The organism is Streptomyces sp. NPDC034084 (genome assembly GCF_055575535.1).
In genome coordinates this window covers 74,645-94,261 of the sequence record NZ_JBVISK010000004.1, presented here as the reverse complement: position 1 = coordinate 94,261, position 19,617 = coordinate 74,645, and the positions used below count along the sequence as shown (strand labels likewise).

15 protein-coding genes are annotated in these 19,617 nt (G+C 71.6%); 7 read left to right on the top strand and 8 right to left on the bottom strand.

Features of this window, described 5'->3' with window-relative positions; genetic code table 11:
• The first annotated feature begins 184 nt into the window (after positions 1–184).
• A complete protein-coding gene (locus tag ACZ51I_RS15555; RefSeq protein ID WP_468875836.1) occupies positions 185–2,236 on the top strand; it encodes a SpoIIE family protein phosphatase in 2,052 nt (683 codons plus the stop codon).
• Between the two features lie 126 nt (positions 2,237–2,362).
• On the opposite strand, the gene ACZ51I_RS15550 is transcribed toward ACZ51I_RS15555, so the two are convergent.
• Positions 2,363–4,582, bottom strand: a complete 2,220-nt coding sequence (locus ACZ51I_RS15550) for a transglycosylase domain-containing protein (RefSeq protein WP_468875834.1) — start codon at positions 4,580–4,582, stop codon at positions 2,363–2,365.
• Positions 4,583–4,871: 289 nt separating this feature from the next.
• On the opposite strand from ACZ51I_RS15550, the gene ACZ51I_RS15545 reads away from it, so the two are divergent.
• The 3 genes from ACZ51I_RS15545 to ACZ51I_RS15535 are packed head-to-tail and all read left to right on the top strand — an operon-like array spanning position 4,872 to position 8,445.
• On the top strand, positions 4,872–5,396 hold the full coding sequence (locus tag ACZ51I_RS15545) for a PadR family transcriptional regulator (RefSeq protein WP_468875832.1): 525 nt from the start codon (positions 4,872–4,874) through the stop codon (positions 5,394–5,396).
• Entirely contained in the window at positions 5,393–6,076 is a 684-nt protein-coding gene (locus tag ACZ51I_RS15540; protein WP_468875830.1) for an ABC transporter ATP-binding protein, read from the top strand. Before ACZ51I_RS15545 ends, ACZ51I_RS15540 begins: the two co-directional genes overlap by 4 nt.
• A complete protein-coding gene (locus tag ACZ51I_RS15535; RefSeq protein WP_468875828.1) occupies positions 6,073–8,445 on the top strand; it encodes an FtsX-like permease family protein in 2,373 nt (790 codons plus the stop codon). Before ACZ51I_RS15540 ends, ACZ51I_RS15535 begins: the two co-directional genes overlap by 4 nt.
• A gap of 137 nt (positions 8,446–8,582) precedes the next feature.
• On the opposite strand, the gene ACZ51I_RS15530 is transcribed toward ACZ51I_RS15535, so the two are convergent.
• On the bottom strand, positions 8,583–9,557 hold the full coding sequence (locus tag ACZ51I_RS15530) for a hydrogen peroxide-inducible genes activator (protein ID WP_468875826.1): 975 nt from the start codon (positions 9,555–9,557) through the stop codon (positions 8,583–8,585).
• A 133-nt stretch (positions 9,558–9,690) separates the two neighbouring features.
• On the opposite strand from ACZ51I_RS15530, the gene ACZ51I_RS15525 reads away from it, so the two are divergent.
• A complete protein-coding gene (locus tag ACZ51I_RS15525; RefSeq protein ID WP_468875824.1) occupies positions 9,691–10,245 on the top strand; it encodes a peroxiredoxin in 555 nt (184 codons plus the stop codon).
• A 12-nt stretch (positions 10,246–10,257) separates the two neighbouring features.
• The gene (locus ACZ51I_RS15520; RefSeq protein WP_030222466.1) at positions 10,258–10,791 is read left to right on the top strand and encodes an alkyl hydroperoxide reductase; all 534 of its coding nucleotides are present in this window, start codon (positions 10,258–10,260) and stop codon (positions 10,789–10,791) included.
• 52 nt (positions 10,792–10,843) lie between these two features.
• On the opposite strand, the gene ACZ51I_RS15515 is transcribed toward ACZ51I_RS15520, so the two are convergent.
• The 5 genes from ACZ51I_RS15515 to ACZ51I_RS15495 form a co-directional block, all read right to left on the bottom strand.
• Entirely contained in the window at positions 10,844–11,518 is a 675-nt protein-coding gene (locus tag ACZ51I_RS15515; RefSeq protein ID WP_468875821.1) for a hypothetical protein, read from the bottom strand.
• Positions 11,515–12,945, bottom strand: coding sequence for an AI-2E family transporter (locus ACZ51I_RS15510; RefSeq protein ID WP_468875819.1), 1,431 nt, complete (start codon positions 12,943–12,945; stop codon positions 11,515–11,517). The genes ACZ51I_RS15515 and ACZ51I_RS15510 overlap by 4 nt, the downstream gene beginning before the upstream one ends.
• A 125-nt stretch (positions 12,946–13,070) precedes the next feature.
• The gene (locus ACZ51I_RS15505; protein WP_468875817.1) at positions 13,071–13,787 is read right to left on the bottom strand and encodes an aggregation-promoting factor C-terminal-like domain-containing protein; all 717 of its coding nucleotides are present in this window, start codon (positions 13,785–13,787) and stop codon (positions 13,071–13,073) included.
• Positions 13,788–14,165: 378 nt separating this feature from the next.
• Entirely contained in the window at positions 14,166–15,491 is a 1,326-nt protein-coding gene (locus ACZ51I_RS15500; protein ID WP_468875815.1) for a PhoH family protein, read from the bottom strand.
• A gap of 319 nt (positions 15,492–15,810) precedes the next feature.
• The gene (locus ACZ51I_RS15495; protein WP_468875813.1) at positions 15,811–16,572 is read right to left on the bottom strand and encodes an isoprenyl transferase; all 762 of its coding nucleotides are present in this window, start codon (positions 16,570–16,572) and stop codon (positions 15,811–15,813) included.
• Between the two features lie 110 nt (positions 16,573–16,682).
• Here ACZ51I_RS15495 and mgrA point away from each other — a divergent pair, with 110 nt between their 5' ends.
• Positions 16,683–17,720 (top strand): L-glyceraldehyde 3-phosphate reductase, encoded by a 1,038-nt coding sequence (gene mgrA / locus ACZ51I_RS15490; protein WP_468875811.1) that lies wholly within the window; start codon positions 16,683–16,685, stop codon positions 17,718–17,720.
• 378 nt (positions 17,721–18,098) lie between these two features.
• On the opposite strand, the gene ACZ51I_RS15485 is transcribed toward mgrA, so the two are convergent.
• On the bottom strand, positions 18,099–19,598 hold the full coding sequence (locus ACZ51I_RS15485) for a DUF2079 domain-containing protein (RefSeq protein ID WP_468875809.1): 1,500 nt from the start codon (positions 19,596–19,598) through the stop codon (positions 18,099–18,101).
• Between the last annotated feature and the right edge of the window lie 19 nt (positions 19,599–19,617).

Sequence of the window (19,617 nt, the reverse complement as noted above, 5' to 3'; positions counted from 1 at the left end):
AGTCATCCACGAGGGGGAGAGCATTGCCGGACGTGCGCCCGGGTGTTCCCACCCCTGCCGTTGCCGTGACTCGCGGAACGTCCACATCCGCTGCATACGAGGGGTTTACCCCTGCCGAAGGCGCGGCATCGGCGAGAAGAGCGAGTGCATCGCACCACCGGCCCGGACGGACGGAATCCCACGCGTGACGGAGCAGCCCACCTCCCACGAAGGCCGGCAGCCCCTGGCTGCCCGGCCGCAGGAACGCGCGCGCCCTCGCCAGGAGGCGGCGGCCGGCCTGCCCTCCGACGTGCCCGCCCAGCCGGGCGGCTCCCCCGCGCCCCCGGGCCCGGACGTGCCCCCGCGGCCCCCCGGCCCGGCCGCCCCCGGGGGCACGGACCACCCGCTCGCCTCCGACGGCGGTGACCACCCGAACGCCCCGGGCGGTACCGGCGGCACGGACCACCGGCTCGTCTCCACCGGCCACCCCGGTGCGTCCGGTGCCATGGCGGTCGCGGTGTCCCCCCAACGTCCCGGAGGCGGGAGCCACGGCGGCGACACCTCGGCGCGGCGCGAGGGCGACCGGCTGCGGTTCGTCGGGGCCGCGACCCGGCGCATCGCGCGCGGCATCGACCTGGACGAGATCGTCCTCGGCCTGTGCCGGGCCACCGTGCCGACCTTCTCCGACGAGATCCTGGTCTACCTCCGCGACCCGCTCCCGGTGGGCGACGAGCGCCCGGTGGCGCCCTTCGTGCTGCGGCTGCGCCGCACCGACCGGCTGCGGTTAAGCGACGTGGAGGGCGAGGAGCTCGTCCTCGTACCCGATCCGGATCCGACCCCCGCGGCCGAACTCTGTGAGGTACGGAACGGCGGGGCGCTCGCCGAAGTGCTGCGCGGGGTACGGCCGGTCTTCGGCGACTCCGCGGCCGCGAAGACGGCGCTGGGCGAACTGCTCGGCCCCGAGCACCCGCTGCCCGGCGGACTGCGCGCGATCCTCGCGCCGTTGCGCGGCCGGCGCCGGGTGATCGGTGCCGCCGTGTTCCTGCGGCGCCCCGAGCGGGCCGGGTTCGAGCCGAACGACCTGCTCGTGGCGGCGCAGTTGGCCACGCACACCGCGCTCGGCATCGACAAGGCCGTGCTGTACGGCCGCGAGGCGTACATCGCGGACGAGCTCCAGCGGACGATGCTGCCGGACTCGCTGCCGCAGCCGACCGGCGTCAGGCTGGCCTCGCGTTACCTGCCGGCGGCCGAGACGGCGCGGGTCGGCGGCGACTGGTACGACGCGATCCCGTTGCCCGGCAGCAGGGTCGCGCTGGTGGTCGGCGACGTCATGGGCCACTCCATGACCTCGGCGGCGATCATGGGTCAGCTGCGCACCACGGCGCAGACCCTGGCCGGTCTCGACCTGCCTCCGCAGGAGGTCCTGCACCACCTGGACGAGCAGGCGCAGCGGCTCGGCGAGAACCGGATGGCGACCTGCATGTACGCGGTGTACGACCCGGTCTCGCACCGGATCACCGTCGCCAACGCGGGCCATCCGCCGCCGATACTGCTCCACCTGGGCGGCCGCGCCGAGGTGCTGCGGGTGCCGCCCGGCGCCCCGATCGGGGTCGGCGGGGTGGACTTCGAGGCGGTCGAGCTGGACGCCCCGGCCGGCGCGACGCTCCTGCTCTACACGGACGGTCTCGTCGAGTCCCGGCTGCGGGACGTGTGGACGGGGATCGAGCAGCTGCGGGAGCGCCTCGCGGCGACCGCGCAGCTGACGGGCCCGGACCACTCGCCGCCCCTGGAGGCGCTCTGCGACGACGTCCTCGACATGCTGGGTCCGGGCGACCGGGACGACGACATCGCGCTGCTCGCGGCCCGGTTCGACGGGATCGCGCCGAGCGATGTCGCGTACTGGTTCCTGGAGCCGGAGGACGCGGCTCCGGGGCGGGCCCGGCGGCTGGCCCGGCGGGCGCTCGCCCGCTGGGACCTGGAGGAGCTGACGGACTCGGTCGAGCTGCTTGTCAGCGAGGTCGTGACGAACGCCGTGCGGTACGCGGAACGGCCGGTGACCCTGCGGCTGCTCCGGACCGACGTGCTGCGCTGCGAGGTCGGCGACGACTCCCCGCAGCTGCCCCGGCAGCGGCGGGCGCGCGACACGGACGAGGGCGGGCGCGGGCTCTTCCTGGTGAACCGGCTGGCCCGGCGGTGGGGGGCGACCCGGCTCTCGGGCGGCAAGGTGGTCTGGTTCGAGCTGGCGACCCGTAGCTGAGTCCGTACGTACGAGCCGGGTCCGTACCGTACGACGGAAGGCCGGACCCACGTACGCAGGACGGCCCTGGCGTACGACGAAGGCCGGACCCCCCGTGCTCAAGGGGTCCGGCCTTCGGTCGTGTCGTCAGCGGGGCGGGCGCGTCGTGCTGTTCACGCCGGGATCGACGTCGCCGTCCGGCGGCTGGATCGAGGTCGGCGGGGTCGTCGGCTCCTCGGTCTCCGTCGGCTCGTCGGTGGGCTCCGGCGGCGTGGTGACGGGGTCGTGCGTCGGCTGCGGGGGCGTGGTGGCCGTCGAGGTCGGCGGGGCCGTCGGGTCCGGGGAGGCCGTGGTCGGCTTCTCGGTCGGCTCCTCGGTCTCCGGGGACTCGGTGGTCCGGGTGGGCTCCGGCGCGGTGTCGTCCGGGGCGGTGCCGTCAATCTCCAGGTCGAAGCTCGCGTCCGAGCCGCCGTTCAGCGCGCGCTCGGTGTAGTCGCCCCAGATCTGGGCCGGCGTGCGGCCGCCGTTGGCCCGGCCGAGGTTGATGGTGTCGGTGAGGGTGACCTGGTTGCCCTTGGCGTCCTCGCCGAAGAGGCCGACGGCGGTGACGAGTTCGGGGGTGTAGCCCACGAACCAGGCGGAACGGTTGTTCTCGGAGGTGCCGGTCTTACCGGCGGCCTCGTAGTCGCCCGCGGCGCGGAAGCCGGAGCCGTTCTGCACGACGCCCGTCATGGCCTGGGTGGCGGTGTCGGCGGCCTCGCGGCTGATGACCTGCTCGCCGATCGCCTTCGCGCCCTGGACCGTGCGGTCCGTGTGCGTGGCGGTCTTCACGAGGGTCGGGGTGACCTTCCGGCCGTGGTTGTCGAGCGTGGCGTAGACGCCGGCCATGTCCATGGTCGAGGCGCCCATGGTGCCGAGGGAGATGGCGGGGGTCTCGGGGAAGTCGGGGCCGTCCTTCATGCCGAGGGCGAGGGCGGTCCTCTTGGCCTTGGCCGGGGTGACGTCGACGATCATCTGGGCGTAGACCGAGTTGATCGAGCTGTTGGTGGCCTTCTGGACGGTGACGGGGCCGTAGCTGTGGTCGTCCTCGTTCTCCGGCGCGAACGCGACGGGGCTGCCGACGACCGGCCGCCGGCTGGTGCCGTCGTAGATGGTGCCGAGGCCTATCTCGCGGCCGTCCTGGGTGAGCGCGTGGTTGTCGACGGCGGAGGCGAGGACGATCGGCTTGAAGGTGGAGGCGGGCTGGTAGTCGCGGCGGGTCGCGTTGGACATCCAGTGCTGGGTGGCGCCGACGCCGCCGTACATCGCGACGACCGCGCCGGTCTTCGGGTCGACGGAGGTGGCGCCGGCCTGGACGGTGGCCTGCTTCTTGTCACCCTCGCGGTCGAGCTTGGACTCCAGCTGCTTGTCGACCGCCTTGACGAGGTCCTTCTGCTTCTTCTCGTCGATGTTGAGGGTGATCGTCCAGCCGCCGGCCTTGATGTCCTCCTCGCTGACGCCCTGGCGCATCAGCTCCTGGTTGGCGGCCTCGACGATGTAGCCGGTCTGGCCCTCCATGCCGGGGGACGGCTTGGGCTTCTGCGGGACGGGGAACTTCATGCCGGCACGCTCCGACGCGCTGAGCCAGCCCTCGCCGACCATGTTGTCGAGGACGTAGTTCCAGCGGTCCTCGACGAGCTTGCGGCCGGTGGTGGTGGCGGAGGTCCAGTCGTACTGGTTGGGCGCCTGGAGCAGGGAGGCGAGGTAGGCGCCCTGCGCGGTGGTGAGCTGGGTGGCGTCGACGCCGTAGTACGAGCGGGCGGCGGCCTGGACACCGTAGGCGGAGCGGCCGTAGTAGCTCGTGTTCATGTACCCGGCGAGGATGTCGCTCTTGCTCATCTGGCGGTCGACCTTGACGGCTATGACCATTTCCTTGAGCTTGCGCGTGGCCGTCTGGTCCTGGCTCAGGTAGAAGTTCTTGACGTACTGCTGGGTGATGGTCGAGCCACCCTGCTTGCCCTTGCCGGTGACGGTGTTCCAGGCGGCGCGGGTGGTGCCCTTGATGTCGACGCCGTTGTCCTTGTAGAAGGTCTTGTTCTCGGCGGCGACGAACGCCTTCTGGACCTTCAGGGGGATCTTCTCGAGCCCGACGATCTCGCGGTTGATCTTGCCGGTGCGGGCGAGGACCTTGCCGTCGGAGTACTTGTAGATGTTGCTCTGCATCGTCGCCTCGGCGTTGGCCGACGGCACCGGGACCAGCAGGTAGACCACGTACAGGGCGCCCATGCCGAGCAGCGCGAACACGAAGATCGTGCCCAGGAGCTTCTTCCAGGTGAAGAGGCGGCGTATGCCGTGCTTCTTCGCCTTGCCCTTGTCCGGTCGGCCCATGTGTCCCGTCGCTCCGCTCGTCGTGTGTCCCGTCGCCCTCGGTCTGAGCCCGTCCGCGCCGGATCAGCTCAGCAAGCTAACACCGACGAGGCGGACAAAGGACAACCGATCACGTCTTTTCGGGACGTGAGAATCAGCACCCACGCCCAGAGGAACCGACGCTCGGGCGGGCCGGATGGTTGCGTGAGGGAATCGTTCCGCTTCGTGAGCACAGAGCCGCCGAGCACCGAGCGACCTCCCCACTCCTGGCTATACATCGTGCGTATACATCCGGTGTACAGTGAGCCGCATGTCCATCGGTCACACCTTGCTCGGGCTCCTGGAGTCCGGACCGCGCCACGGCTACGACCTCAAGCGCGCCTTCGACGAGAAGTTCGGCCAGGACCGGCCGCTCCACTACGGCCAGGTCTACTCGACCATGTCCCGGCTCCTGAAGAACGGCCTGGTCGTCGTCGACGGCATCGAGGCCGGCGGCGGCCCGGAGCGGAAGCGGTACGCCATCACCGAGGCCGGCATCACCGATGTCGCCCAGTGGCTCGCCACCCCGGAGAAGCCGGAGCCGTACCTCCAGTCCACGCTCTACACCAAGGTCGTCCTGGCCCTGCTCACCGGCCGCGGGGCCGCCGAGCTCCTCGACTCCCAGCGCGCCGAGCACCTGCGCCTGATGCGCGAACTCACCCGGCGCAAGCGGGACGGCGACCTCGCCGACCAGCTCATCTGCGACCATGCCCTCTTCCACCTGGAAGCGGATCTGCGCTGGCTGGAACTGACCGCCGCCCGTCTCGACGCGCTCGCCGCGGAGGTGCGCCGATGACCTCCGCCCCGCTCCTGCGCGCCACCGGCCTGGACAAGGCCTACGGCCCCACCCCGGCGCTCGCGGGCGCCGACTTCGCCCTCCGGGCCGGCGAGGTCGTCGCCGTCATGGGCCCCTCCGGCTCCGGCAAGTCGACGCTCCTCCACTGCCTGGCCGGAATCGTGCGCCCCGACGCCGGCACCATCACCTACGACGGCCGCGAGCTCACCGCGCTCTCCGACGGCGCGCGCAGTTCCCTGCGCCGCACCGACTTCGGCTTCGTCTTCCAGTTCGGCCAGCTCGTCCCCGAACTGACCTGCGCCGAGAACGTCGCCCTCCCGCTCCGCCTCGGCGGCGAGAATCGGAAGTCCGCCGAGGCCAGGGCCACCGAGTGGCTCGCCCGCCTGGAGGTCGACTCCATCGCGGGCAAGCGCCCCGGCGAGATATCCGGCGGCCAGGGCCAGCGCGTCGCCGTCGCCCGCGCCCTCGTCACCGCCCCGCGCGTGATCTTCGCGGACGAGCCGACCGGCGCGCTCGACTCCCTCAACGGCGAGCGGGTCATGCGGCTCCTCACCGACGCCTCCCGGGACACCGGCGCCGCCGTCGTCCTCGTCACCCACGAGGCCCGGGTCGCCGCGTACTCCGACCGCGAGGTCGTCGTACGGGACGGCTCGGTCCGGGACTCGGAGTGGGCGGCATGAGCCTCGGCACCTGGGCCCGCGACCTGACGCTCGGCGCCCGGTTCGCGGTCACCGGCGGCCGCTCCGGCCTGCTCCGCACCGTGCTGACCGCGACCGGAGTCGGCTTCGGCGTGGCCCTGCTGCTGCTCGCCGCCTCCTTCCCGAACATGCTCTTCCAGCGGGAGGTACGAGAGGCGGTCCGCGCCGTCGACGGCAGCGAACAGGTCACCTCGCCCCGCCCCGACTCCTTTCTCCACCTCAGCCGCACCACCGTCTACCGGGACGACGTCGTCAGCGGCATGCTGCTGCGCCCCGAGGGCGAAGCGCCCCCGGTGCCGCCGGGCGCGCCCTCGTTCCCCCGGGCCGGCGAGATGCTGGTCTCCCCCGCGCTCGGGAGGCTGCTCGGCTCCCCCGAGGGCGCCCTGCTCCGGGAGCGGCTCCCCTACAAGGTCGCCGGGACGATCGGGCCCGCCGGACTCATCGGCCCGGCCGAACTCCGGTACGTCGCCCACGTCGACTTCCTGAACCCGGAGAACCTCGACGGGCGCGGGACGCGCTTCGGCTGGTCGGTGCCCGGAGAGCCGATGAACGCGTTCCTGCTGCTCCTGGTCGTCGTCGCCTGTGTCGTCCTGCTCCTGCCGGTGCTCGTCTTCATCGCGACCGCCGTCCGCTTCGGCGGCGAGCAGCGCGACCGGCGGCTCGCGGCGCTCCGGCTGATCGGCGCGGACACCGCCACCACCCGGCGGATCGCGGCCGGCGAGTCCCTCGCGAGCGCGTTGCTCGGGCTCCTCGTGGGCCTCGGACTCTTCGCCGTCGCCCGGCAGTTCGCCGGGACGTTCACCATCTGGGACGTCAACGCCTACCCCGGCGATGTCGTGCCGATGACGGCGCTCGCCGTGCTCATCCTCGCCGTCGTCCCGGCCTCCTCGGTCGTCGTGACCCTCTTCGCGCTGCGCGGCGTGGTGATCGAACCGCTCGGCGTCGTCCGGGTCTCCGCCCCGCGCCGCCGCCGGCTGTGGTGGCGGCTGCTGTTCCTCGCGGCCGGCGCGGCCTTCCTCGCCCCGCTGATCGGGGACATCCAGGTGACCGAGACCAGCATCGACACCGTGGGCATCGTGACCGGCACCACGCTCACCCTGATCGGCCTCACGGCGCTCCTGCCGTGGCTCGTCGAGGCAGGCGTCAAGCGGCTGCACGCGGGCCCGGTGGCCTGGCAGCTCGCGGTCCGCAGGCTCCAGTTGAGCAGCGGCACGGCGGCCCGCGCGGTCAGCGGCATCGTCGTCGCGGCGACCGGGGCGATCGCGCTCCAGATGCTGTTCCAGGCGATGGAGAACGACTTCACCCAGTTCAGCGGCGAGGACACCTCCCGCGCCCAGATCGCGATCGGCACCGACGCCAAAACGGGCGACGAGGCCCGCGGGATGATCGACCGCATCGCGCGGGCCGAGGGCGTCACCGGGGTGATCGGCGTCGTCGAGTCGCGGGTGTGGCGGCCCGGTCCTCTGAAGGGCGGCGAGGAGTTCGCTCCCACGACCTCCCTCCGGGTCGGCGACTGCGCCTCCCTCCGCGAGTTCGCGACGCTCCCCTCCTGCACGGACGGCGACGTCTTCGTCTTCCTCGCGCACGGCGCGCAGGGCAATCCGGACGACTCCCTCGTCACCGGGACGGCACGGCCCGGCGCCACGGTCGCCCTGCGCGACCCGCATCCGCGTCCGAGCGCGCCGAAGCGCCCGCGGGGCGCACCGCTGCCGCAGTGGCGGATCCCCACGACGGCCCGGGTCGTGGACTCGCGCCCGGACCCGACGGGCATGTACCAGTACGGCGTCCTGGCCACCCCGTCGGCGATCGACGCCGGTCTGCTCGACGAGCCCGACGCGCTGGCCATGGTCCGGCTCGACCCGGCCGTGCCCGACGCCGCGGACCACGTACGGAACACGGCGGACGCCATCGATCCGACCTCCTGGGTGCGGACCCTGAAGGACACCGAGCGTGACGCGGCGTTCTCCAGCGTCCGCACCGGCATCCTCGTCGGCTCCACCCTGACAATGCTGCTCGTGGCGGCCTCGCTGCTGGTCGCGACCCTGGAACAGCTCAGGGACCGCAAGCGGCTGCTCTCCTCGCTCGTCGCCTTCGGCACCCGGCGCTCGACCCTGGCCTGGTCCGTCCTCTGGCAGACGGCGGTGCCGATCCTCCTCGGCCTCGCCCTCGCCGTGGCGGGCGGCCTCGGCCTCGGGGTCGTCCTGCTGAAGACGGGCGGGCAACAGGTCGACGACTGGTGGGCGTTCCTGCCCGTCGTCGGGGTCGGCCTCGGACTGATCGGGGCCGTGACCCTGCTGAGCATGCCGCTGCTGTGGCGGCTGATGCGCGCGGACGGGCTGCGGACGGAGTAACCCGCCGTTCGTGTGTACGAGGGGGGCGTCGGCTCCTGGCGTCGGGGGGCGCCAGGAGCCGCCGCCCTCACCCGTACGGGATCACCCCCACGGGAACACTCGTACGCGATCACCCGTGCGGGACCAGTCGTACGAGGTCAGGCCCCCGCGCTCAGCCCCCGTACCGGAAGCTCCGCCATGGCCCCGCGCAGGGCCTCCGCCAGTTCCTCGAACTCGGCGTGCCGGGCCGCGGACGTCCGCATCGCGAGGGCGATCCGCCGCGAGGGCGCCGGTGCGGTGAACCGCCCGGTGCACAGGGCGGGGTTACGGGCGGTCTCGACGGTCACGGCGGTGCGCGGCAGCAGGGTCACCCCGAGGCCGCCGGCGACGAGCTGGACGAGCGTGGCGAGCCCGGCGGCGGTGGTGGTGACCTCGGCACCGTCGGTGCGCCCGGCCTCCCGGCAGATGTCGAGGGCCTGGTCACGCAGGCAGTGCCCCTCGTCGAGGAGCAGCAGCCGGAGTTCCTTGAGGGCCTCGCGCGGGATGTCGTCCCGCCCGGCCAGCGGGTGCCCCTCGGGGGTGACCAGGACGAAGTCCTCGTCGAAGAGGGGGAGTTCGGTGACGCCGGGCACCCCGAGCGGCACGGCGAGCAGCAGCAGGTCGAGCCGGCCGGCCGCGAGCCCCTCCAGGAGCGAGGAGGTCTGCTCCTCGTGGACCTGGAGGTCGAGCTCGGGGTAGCGGCGGTGGACCAGCCGCAGGACGGTCGGGAGCAGGTAGGGCGCGACGGTGGGGATCACGCCGAGCCGCAGGACGCCGGTGAAGGGCGCCTGGGCCGCCTCCGCCTCCTCCATCAGCTCCGCCACCGCGTCGAGGACCGTCCGCGCGCGGGCCGCGAGCCGCTCCCCCGCGGGCGAGAGCAGCACCTTCCGCGTCGTACGCTCGAGGAGCTGGACACCGAGTGCCTCTTCGAGAGCCGAAACCGCGCCCGAGAGAGCGGGCTGGCTCATCCCGATGGCGGCCGCCGCATCGCGGAAGTGCAGATGCTCGGCGACCGCCGCGAACGCTCTGAGCTGGGAGAGGCTCGGCTGCTTGCCTCGGTGCGGGCCGTGGGGGGTGCTGTACGGGGATGCCACTGATAACCACCTTCGATCAACACGACCCACTCTAGCTATTTCACTGATCAATGCACTCCGTGCCATGCTGTGAGCCGTCCAACCCCTCACGGAAGACCCCAAAAGGGACCCTTCCACACTGCAAGGAGAGCGCGTGCTCACTGTCGGCGACCAGTTCCCCACCTATGACCTGACCGCCTGCGTGTCGCTGGAGAGCGGCAAGGAGTTCGAGCAGATCGACCACAAGGCCTACGAGGGCAAGTGGCGCGTGGTGTTCTTCTGGCCGAAGGACTTCACCTTCGTCTGCCCGACCGAGATCGCCGCGTTCGGCAAGCTGAACGACGAGTTCGCCGACCGCGACGCCCAGATCCTCGGTGTCTCCGGCGACTCCGAGTTCGTCCACCACGCCTGGCGCAAGGACCACGCCGACCTGCGTGACCTGCCCTTCCCGATGCTGGCCGACTCGAAGCACGAGCTCATGAGCGACTGCGGCGTCCGGGGCGAGGACGGCTTCGCCCAGCGCGCCGTCTTCATCGTCGACCCGAACAACGAGATCCAGTTCGTCATGGTGACCGCCGGCTCCGTCGGCCGTAACCCCAAGGAGGTCCTGCGGGTCCTCGACGCCCTGCAGACCGACGAGCTGTGCCCGTGCAACTGGAACAAGGGCGAGAACACCCTCGACGCTGCCGCTCTCCTCGCGGGCGAGTAAGGACGGTCTGACATGGCTCTCGACGAACTGAAGTCCGCCATACCGGACTTCGCCAAGGACCTGAAGCTAAACCTCGGTTCGGTCATCGGCAACAGCGACCTCCCGCAGCAGCAGCTGTGGGGCACCGTCCTCGCCTGCGCGATCGCCTCGCGCTCGCCGAAGGTGCTCAAGGAGCTGGAGCCCGAGGCCCAGGCCAACCTGAAGCCCGAGGCGTACCAGGCCGCCAAGTCCGCCGCCGCGATCATGGCGATGAACAACGTCTTCTACCGGACCCGACACCTGCTGTCGGACCCCGAGTACGGGACGATGCGCGCCGGCCTGCGGATGAACGTCATCGGCAACCCGGGCGTCGAGAAGGTCGACTTCGAGCTGTGGTCGCTGGCCGTCTCCGCGATCAACGGCTGCGGCCAGTGCCTGGACTCGCACGAGCAGGTCCTGCGCCAGGCCGGTGTCGACCGCGCCACGATCCAGGAGGCCGTGAAGATCGCCGCGGTGATCCAGGCGGTCGGCGTCACCCTCGACGCGGAAGCGGTCCTCGCCGAGTAGGGCGTCGCCGTACGAGAAGGGCCCCGGGGCTGTGCGCCCCGGGGCCCTTCCGTCACTTCTTGAGCTCTGCCATGAGGGCCAGCATGTCCTGGGTCATCGGGACGTCGATCCCGGAGAGGTCGACCGGCTTCGCCTCTCCGAGCGGGTTGCCCTGCGCGTCGGTGTTGTGCTGCTGGGAGATGCTCAGCGTGATCTCGACCTGGCCGTCGAGGACCCGGAGCTCCCCGCCCTCGCCACCGTAGTCGTTGAAGAAGGCCTGCTCCCCGAGACCGCTGATGGGCGTGGAAAGGTCGAAGTACTTCGCCCGCGCCGCGAACTCGTGGCCGGGGTCCGTCACCTTGTGCAGGGTGTACGTGAGGGAGGCGCTGTACCCGGCGTCCGGATCACCGAAGGTGAGCGAGCAGGAGGCCTCGTACACGGCCGGATCGTCCATCTCTGGCCCGATGCCGTCCTCGCTGCGCTTGCCGAGGATCTCGCCGAGCGCCTTCAGCTTCGCCCGCTCGCAGAGCTTCACCTGCGAGGGGTACCCGCCCAGATCCGGCCCCGGATCCTCCTTCTGCCCGTACGCGTAGAGCCCCCCGCCCCACACCGCCGAGGCGAGCACCGCGCCGCCGAGCGCCCACAGCCAGGGGCGGCGGGCCCGGGGCGGGCGCGGCGGCGGGGCCTCGGTGAGGACCTCGGCGGTGACGAAGACGTCCCCGCCGTCCAGTTCCGGCTCGGAAATCACGTATGTCTCTCCCCCTTGTCGGCCGCCGAGCCCGGTGCCGGGGTCGGGGCCACTTCGAACGCGGTCGCCCCGCGCGGTTCCGGTGTGCTGCGCAGGGCCTGTTCGGTGGTGTACGCGCGCAGGTAGCCGACGACCGTGTTGGCGACGGCGACCAGCGGGACGGCGACGACGGCGCCGCCGATGCCGGCGGTCAGGCCGCCCGCCGCGACGGCGAGGACGACGGCCAGCGGGTGGACCCGCACCGCGCGGCCGAGGATGAAGGGCTGGAGGACGTGGCCCTCGATCTGCTGCACGGCGAGGACGACGACGAGCACCATCAGGGCGGTGAAGAGGCCGTTGGTGACGAGGGCGACCACGACGGCGAGGGCGCCGGAGACGACGGCGCCGACCAGCGGGATGAAGGCGAAGAGGAAGATGAAGACGGCCAGGGGCACCGCCATCGGCACGTCGAGGAACCAGAGGCCGAGGCCGATGAAGACGGCGTCGATGAGGGCGACGAGGACGGTGCCGCGCACATAGGCGGTGAGGGTGCGCCAGGCGCGCGGGCCGGCGCCGGCGACGCCCGGCCGGGCCTGGGCGGGCACCAGCTTGAGCGTCCACTCCCAGACCTTCCTCCCGTCGTAGAGCAGGAAGAGCGTCGAGAACATGGCGAGCAGGATGCCGGTCATCGCCTCGACGACGACGGTGACGCCCTGGAGTCCGACCTGGGTGATCTGTTCGGCGTTGGCGCCGACGGAATCGCTCAGGTTCTTCGCGATGACGTTGATCTGCTGCTCGGTGACGTGGAACGGGCTGTTGAGGAGCCCTCGCTTGAGTTCCTCGATGCCGTCCTTGATCTGGTCGGACAGGTTGTCGATGTTGTCCATGACCTGCCAGACCACGAACCAGCCGACCAGGCCCATGACGACGAAGCCGGAGACGGCGGTGACGACGGTGGCGAGCCCGCGGGGCAGGCCCTTGCGGCGCAGCATGGCCACGGTGGGCTGGAGCAGGGCGGTGACGAGGAGCGCGGCGACGAAGGCGAGGACGACCAGCTGCACGGAGCTGATCACCTTCATCAGCACCCAGACCGTGCCGGCGAGGACGAGCAGCCGCCAACTCGCCTCGGCGGCCACGCGCATCCCCCAGGGGATGGCGGCGACGGGGTCGGGGCGCGCGGCGACGGCCGGGGCGTACGAGGGCGGCGCGGGGACGGAGGCGGGCTCGGCGGAGGCATCGGAGTCCGGGAGGGGCGCGGCGGTGTCCGGGTCGACGTCCGGGCGCCCCGTGACGGCGGGGGCCGGGGTTTCATGGGGGGTGGGAGAGGTTCCGTACGAGGGTCCGAGCGGATCGTCCCGTTCCGCCTCGGCACGGCGCTCGTCGAGGCGTTCACCCATCCGGCTCAGGCTCTCGCCCAGCTGGTTCAGCCATCTCGGCACTCTGGACATCTCTTCCCTCTTCCCCCCGCCGACTCTCTCACTCGCTCCCCCGGGAGCCCGTGGGCCTTCGAACCTACACGCCGGAAGCCCCTCACCTAGGACGGTGAGGGGCTTCCGGAGGTTGAGCACGCGGGCTAGTACCAGCGGTTGGCCTGCCAGAAGGACCAGGCGCCGCACGGGCTGCCGTAGCGGCTGTCCATGTAGTTGACGCCCCACTTGATCTGGGTGGCGGGGTTGGTCTGCCAGTCGGCGCCGGCGGAGGCCATCTTGTAGCCCGGGAGGGCCTGCACGAGGCCGTACGCGCCCGAAGACGGGTTGGTCGCGCGGTAGTTCCAGCCGGACTCGTGGTCCACGATGTTGCTGAAGCACTGGAACTGGTCGGACGGCATCATCTGCCGGGCCATCGCCTGGACCTCGGCGATGCTGTAGGAGCCCTGCGCGGCGAAGGACGTGGCGTCGCGGACGGCGGAGCGGCTCGCGCGCTCCTTCTCCGCCTCCTTGCGCTCCTTCTCGGCCTTCTCCTCGGCGGCGGCCTTCTCGGCCGCCTCCTTCTTGGCCTCGGCGTCCTTGGCGGCACGGATGCGGGCCGCCTCCTCCGCGGACTTCTTCAGGGAGGCGTCGGCGGCGGCGGCCTGGACGTCCGCCTGCTCCGAGAGGGACGAGACCTGTACCTGGGCCTGCTCTCCCGCGGGAATGTCCGCGAGCAGCGTGGTGTCGGCCGCGGTGGCCTCGAAGTTGTCGTCGGAGGTGGCCTGGGCGGCGTTGCCCGAGGCGACGCCGACAACGGCGCCGACGGTGGTGACCGCAGTGGCCGAAGCCACCGCGAATCCCCGGACCGAGATCCGGCTCACACGGTTTCCTTCCAGCACGCCCGCACAGGTGACCACGCGGGCGAAATCTTGCCCCTGGCACTGGTCTCCGACGTACGGGGTCACAGAAGACACGGGCCCGTGGTGCTGTGGGCGGCATACGGTCAGCGGCTGTGGAGTTGTGTGGTGCGGTGCGCACCCCTGAGGGTGCACGTGTGCCGTATGCGGGGCCTGACGGAAGCAAGACTCTGCCGGACGGCGATACCGCAAGGCAATTCTGTGCTGCGTGTGAAAGCTCACACCCCGACAGCCGCAGGTGTTTTGACGGATCCGGGGGACAGCGGAGCGCCGCCCGGCTAAGCTCGTGCGCTTTGCCGGGCGGCGCCAACTTCCTTACCCGTACGGACGGGTACGAATCGGTCAGATCTGAACGTCCTCCAGCATCTCGGTCACGAGCGCGGCGATCGGGGAGCGCTCCGAGCGGGTGAGGGTGACGTGGGCGAAGAGCGGATGCCCCTTCAGTTTCTCGACCACGGCGACGACTCCGTCGTACCGGCCGACCCGGAGGTTGTCGCGCTGGGCGACGTCATGGGTCAGGACGACCCGTGAATTCGCCCCGATCCGGGACAGAACGGTCAACAGGACGTTCCGCTCGAGGGACTGGGCCTCGTCCACGATGACGAAGGCGTCGTGGAGCGAGCGGCCCCGGATGTGGGTGAGCGGCAGGACCTCCAGCATCCCGCGGCCGAGCACCTCCTCGATCACCTCCCGGCCGGCGACCGAGGACAGCGTGTCGAAGACCGCCTGCGCCCACGGGCTCATCTTCTCGGCCTCGCTGCCCGGCAGGTACCCCAGCTCCTGGCCGCCGACCGCGTACAACGGGCGGAAGACCATCACCTTCTGGTGCTGCCGGCGCTCCAGGACGGCCTCCAGGCCGGCGCAGAGGGCGAGCGCCGACTTGCCCGTGCCGGCCCGGCCGCCCATGGAGATGATGCCGACGTCCGGATCGAGCAGCAGGTCGAGCGCGATCCGCTGCTCCGCGCTGCGGCCGCGGAGCCCGAAGGCCTCCCGGTCGCCCCTGACGAGCCGTACGTTCCCCTCGGCGGTGACCCGGCCGAGCGCCTTGCCGCGCTCGGACTGGAGCACCAGACCGGTGTGGACCGGAAGCTCGGCGGCCTCCGGGACGTACAGCGAGTCCTGGTCGAAGAGCAGGTCCACCTGCTCCCCGGAGAGCGCGAGCTCGGACATCCCGGTCCAGCCGTTGTTCTCCGTGATGGCGAGCTCGGCGCGGTACTCCTCGGCGAGGAGCCCGACCGAGGAGGCCTTGATGCGCAGCGGCAGGTCCTTGGAGACGACCGTGACGTCGTACCCCTCCGCCTGGAGGTTGCGCGCGACCGCGAGGATCCGTGAGTCGTTGTCCCCCAACCTGTAGCCGGCGGGCAGGACGCCGGGGTCGGAATGGTTGAGTTCGACACGCAGGGTGCCGCCCAGGTCCCCGATGGGGAGCGGGGCGTCGAGGCGTCCGTACCGGACCCGGAAGTCGTCGAGCAGGCGCAGCGCCTGCCGGGCGAAGTAGCCGAGTTCCGGATGGTGCCGCTTGGCCTCCAGCTCCGTCACCACGACGATCGGGAGCACCACCTCGTGCTCCTCGAAGCGCGTGACGGCTTTGGGGTCGGCCAGCAGGACGCTGGTGTCGAGAACATAGGTGCGCCGGTCGGAAAGGCGGCGCTTCGTGCTGGTCACCACGGAAGGACAGACCCCCTCTGAAGACCCCTGTGAGGTCGGGGTGCGACGGAACCGGTGTCGCTGCGGAATGGGACCGGGCTCAGGCCGCGCTGCGCGGGCCGAACCACGGCCCTCCGCTTCTCCCGTACGTGTCCCGCACGGTCGTCCTGGTGCAAGGGGCCTCCCGGGTGGCGGTCTCCGTGCCGCTCACTTCACCAGGGATATGCCCTCGAACAGCCACAGCCATGCCATGGCATATGACGACGTGTTCATGAACATGAGGTGATCGGTTCCGACCGGAGATGTCCGGGTGGGATCTCGGGCAGGTCTGGGGGGAGGGTCAGGCCCCGTAGCGCCGGTGCCGGGCCGCGTAGTCCCGCAGCGCCCGCAGGAAGTCGACCTTCCGGAACGCCGGCCAGTGGACCTCGCAGAAGTAGTACTCCGAATGGGCGCTCTGCCACAGCATGAACCCGGACAGACGCTGCTCACCGCTCGTACGGATCACGAGGTCGGGGTCGGGCTGCCCGCGCGTGTAGAGGTGCTCGGAGATGTGCTCGACGTCGACGATCTCGGCGAGCTCCTCGAAGCTCGTCCCCCGCTCCGCGTGTTCCAGGAGCAGCGAGCGGACGGCGTCCGCGATCTCCTGCCGGCCGCCGTAGCCCACCGCCACGTTCACGAGTATCCCCGTGTTGCCGTGGGTGGCCTGCTCGGCCTCCTTCAGCACCGTCTGGGTACGGGAGGGCAGCAGGTCCATCGTGCCCACGTGGTGGACCCGCCAGCGGCCGTCGGCGGCCAGCGAACGCACCGCGTTCTCGATGATGCCGAGCAGCGGGACGAGCTGCTCCTCGGGGCGGTTCAGGTTGTCCGTGGAGAGCATCCAGAGCGTGACGACCTCGACGTCCGTCTCGGCACACCAGCCGAGCAGCTCCTGGATCTTGTCCGCGCCGGCCTTGTGTCCCTGCTCGGGCGTCCCGCCGGACGCCTTCGCCCAGCGACGGTTCCCGTCGAGGATGACCCCGATGTGCTTGGGCACCTGGGCATGGTCGAGGCGGCCTTCCACCCGGCGTGCGTAGAGCCCGTACACCAGGTCGCGCAGGTTCACTGTTCTTTACCCCTCCATGCAGCGTCGGCCCCCGAAGCCGCCACACTACTGCGCACCGGCGACGGGCTCCCAGCCCGGGACTGTCACAAGTCCGTGATAAGCAGAGATACGTGACTGATTCCCCCCTCTACCGCGCCTCCGCCGACCGTTACGACTCCATGGAGTACCGCCGTTCGGGCCGCAGCGGCCTGAAGCTCCCGGCGATCTCCCTCGGCCTCTGGCACAACTTCGGCGACGACCGCGCGCTCGACAACCAGCGCGCGATCCTGCGCCGCGCCTTCGACCTGGGCGTCACCCACTTCGACCTGGCGAACAACTACGGGCCGCCGCCCGGCTCCGCCGAGCTGAACTTCGGCAAGCTCTTCGCCCAGGACTTCGCGCCCTACCGGGACGAGCTGATCGTCTCCACCAAGGCCGGCTACCTGATGCACCCCGGTCCGTACGGCGAGTGGGGCTCCCGCAAGTACCTGCTGTCCTCGCTCGACGCCTCCCTGAACCGGATGGGCCTCGACTACGTCGACATCTTCTACTCGCACCGCTTCGACCCGCACACCCCGCTGGAGGAGACGATGGGGGCCCTGGCCTCCGCCGTCCAGCAGGGCAAGGCGCTGTACGTCGGCGTCTCCTCCTACACGAGCGAGCAGACCGCCGAGGCGGCCCGGATCCTGCGCGAGATGGGCGTCCCGGCCCTGATCCACCAGCCCTCGTACTCCATGATCAACCGCTGGACCGAGGAGGACGGCCTCCTCGACACCCTGGAGGAGGCCGGCATGGGCTGCATCTCCTTCGTCCCCCTGGCCCAGGGGCTGCTCACCAACAAGTACCTGAAGGGCGTCCCGGCGGGCTCGCGGGCCACCCAGGGCAAGTCCCTCGACCCCGGCCTGCTCTCCGACGAGGTGCTGCGTCGCCTGCGCGGTCTCGCGGAGATCGCCGAGCGGCGCGGGCAGTCCCTCGCCCAGCTCGCGCTGTCGTGGGTGCTCCGGGACGAGCGGATGACCTCGGCACTGATCGGCGCGTCCAGCGTCGCCCAGCTGGAGGAGAACGTGGCCGCGCTGCACGGGCCGCCGCTGTCCGATGAGGAGCTCAAGGAGATCGACTCCTTCGCGGTGGACACCGCCGGGACGAACATCTGGGCCGGCCGGGGCTGACCGCCCTCGTTGCCGCCTCGCGGGAAAGCTCGTGGGCCTCGCGGGAAAGAAAAAACGGGCCGGTCCGTGGGGGGGATACGGACCGGCCCGAGGGGGGGTTTCCACCATAACCCTTCGTTAGTCGTGTTGCGCGCCAGGTACGCCGAACGAAGCGTGTCGGATCGGCCGGATCCCAAGCGGCACAAGGGCTCCGGGGGTGTGTGGCGGGTTTGCGCCCCGGCGTGGCGGCGGGGTTCCGTCCCTCCGAAGAGGGACCGGCCCCGACGGGCGCGGCGTTGACGGGAGAGGTCGCGCGGGCGGCTTTCCGCGGGTCCGCCCGTCGGTCCCGCGGTGACTTCCAGGGGATCGGCCGTCGGCCCTGCGGTGACTTCCGGCGGATCAGCCGTCGGCCCTGCGGTGCAGCAGGGTGATGCCATCCCGCCGGGCCACGACCTCGTAGCCGTACGTACGGGTCGCGGCCTCCAGCTCGGCCAGCTGCCGCTCCGGGGGGTAGGGCCAGTGGCCCGAGGGGTACGGCCACGCCTCGGGCGCCTGCTCGTCGTGGACGATCCACGCGGCGGTCGGCGCCGGGATGGCCGGGACCTCGGAGGGGTGGAGCTCGCCGCCCACCGGGAACGTCGGGAAGAGGACGACCGTGCAGCGCGCGGTGAGCTGCGGCGCGAGCCGGTTGGAGGCGGCGACGGTGGCGCCGTCGGGGATGCGGGCGAGCAGCGCGCGGGCCGCCTCGATGTGCGGGGTGGTGCGCCAGGTGGCCCGCTGGGCGAGCTGGGCCAGCGGGAAGGACGGGAGCAGGACGACGGTCACGGCGAGGACGGTCGCGAGCACGGCCCGCAGCTCGCGCCGGTCGGCGGACTTCCGGCTCAGGACGTCGACGAGACCGGCGAGGACGACCGGCATGAGGATCGCGCTGTAGTGGAAGGCAGTTCCCCAGTGGAAGGCGTTCTCGGAGAGCAGCCGCCAGCCGAGGGTGGGGACCGCGATCAGGGCGAGCGGCGAGCGGAGCGCGAGCAGCGCGGACGGGGCGAAGACCAGGATCAGGGTGACCGCCTTGGCCTCGGGGCGGAGCACGTCGAGCGGGGCGTGCGCGAGGGTGGAGAGCAGGGAGCCCTGCGCGTCGGCGAGGTTGCCGCCGTGGGCGTAACCGCCGCCGGGGTTGAAGGCCGGGAGCAGCACCTCGACCTCGATGAGCGAGCCGAGGACGCCGGCCGCCGCGGTGGCGAGGCCGAGGCGGCGGGAGCCTTTGAGGGCGATGTACGCGCCGACGGCGGCGAGGGTGAAGCCCAGGTCCTCCTTGACGAGCAGCAGCGGCGCCGCCCAGGCGACGGCCTGGCTCCAGCGCCGCCGGGCGAGCGCTTCGAGGGAGAAGGAGAGCAGCGGGACGGCGAGCGCGACCTCGTGGAAGTCGAAGGCGGCGGCGGAGGCGATGCCCCAGCTCAGCCCGTACGCGGCGGCGACGGTGTGGGCGGCCGCGGGACCGAGGACGTCACCGGCCCGGCGGGCGAGGGGGACGACGGCGAGGGCGAGCAGCGCGGACTGGGCGAGGAGCAGGCAGAGCGGGGAGGGCCAGACCCGGTAGAAGGGGGTGAGGACGGCGAGCAGGGGGTGGAAGTGGTCGCCGAGCAGGTGGAAGCCCTCGCCGCGCAAGGGGGCGACGGGCGCCCGGAGTTCGGCGTAGGCGCGGACGGCCTGCTCGAAGATGCCGAGGTCGTAGCCGGTGGTGCGCAGCAGCTGGTGGCGGCGGACGGCGACGGTCGCGTAGAGGAGGAGGAGCCCGGCGGCCCAGAGCCAGGGGATGAGCGCGGGGCGGCGGTACCAGGGGGCTGGGGGAGATACGGGGATTTCGTCGCTTACGGGTGGTTCGCTCGTGATGGTCCGCATGTGCGGCGATGCTAGGGGC

What these genes read in the sequence shown, in the direction of transcription:
- ACZ51I_RS15550 (WP_468875834.1), bottom strand. Translation starts at nt 4,582, where the DNA reads ATGGGCCGACCGGACAAGGGCAAGGCGAAGAAGCACGGCATACGCCGC.
- ACZ51I_RS15545 (WP_468875832.1), top strand. Translation starts at nt 4,872, where the DNA reads ATGTCCATCGGTCACACCTTGCTCGGGCTCCTGGAGTCCGGACCGCGC.
- ACZ51I_RS15540 (WP_468875830.1), top strand. Translation starts at nt 5,393, where the DNA reads ATGACCTCCGCCCCGCTCCTGCGCGCCACCGGCCTGGACAAGGCCTAC.
- ACZ51I_RS15535 (WP_468875828.1), top strand. Translation starts at nt 6,073, where the DNA reads ATGAGCCTCGGCACCTGGGCCCGCGACCTGACGCTCGGCGCCCGGTTC.
- ACZ51I_RS15520 (WP_030222466.1), top strand. Translation starts at nt 10,258, where the DNA reads ATGGCTCTCGACGAACTGAAGTCCGCCATACCGGACTTCGCCAAGGAC.
- ACZ51I_RS15510 (WP_468875819.1), bottom strand. Translation starts at nt 12,945, where the DNA reads ATGTCCAGAGTGCCGAGATGGCTGAACCAGCTGGGCGAGAGCCTGAGC.
- ACZ51I_RS15485 (WP_468875809.1), bottom strand. Translation starts at nt 19,598, where the DNA reads ATGCGGACCATCACGAGCGAACCACCCGTAAGCGACGAAATCCCCGTA.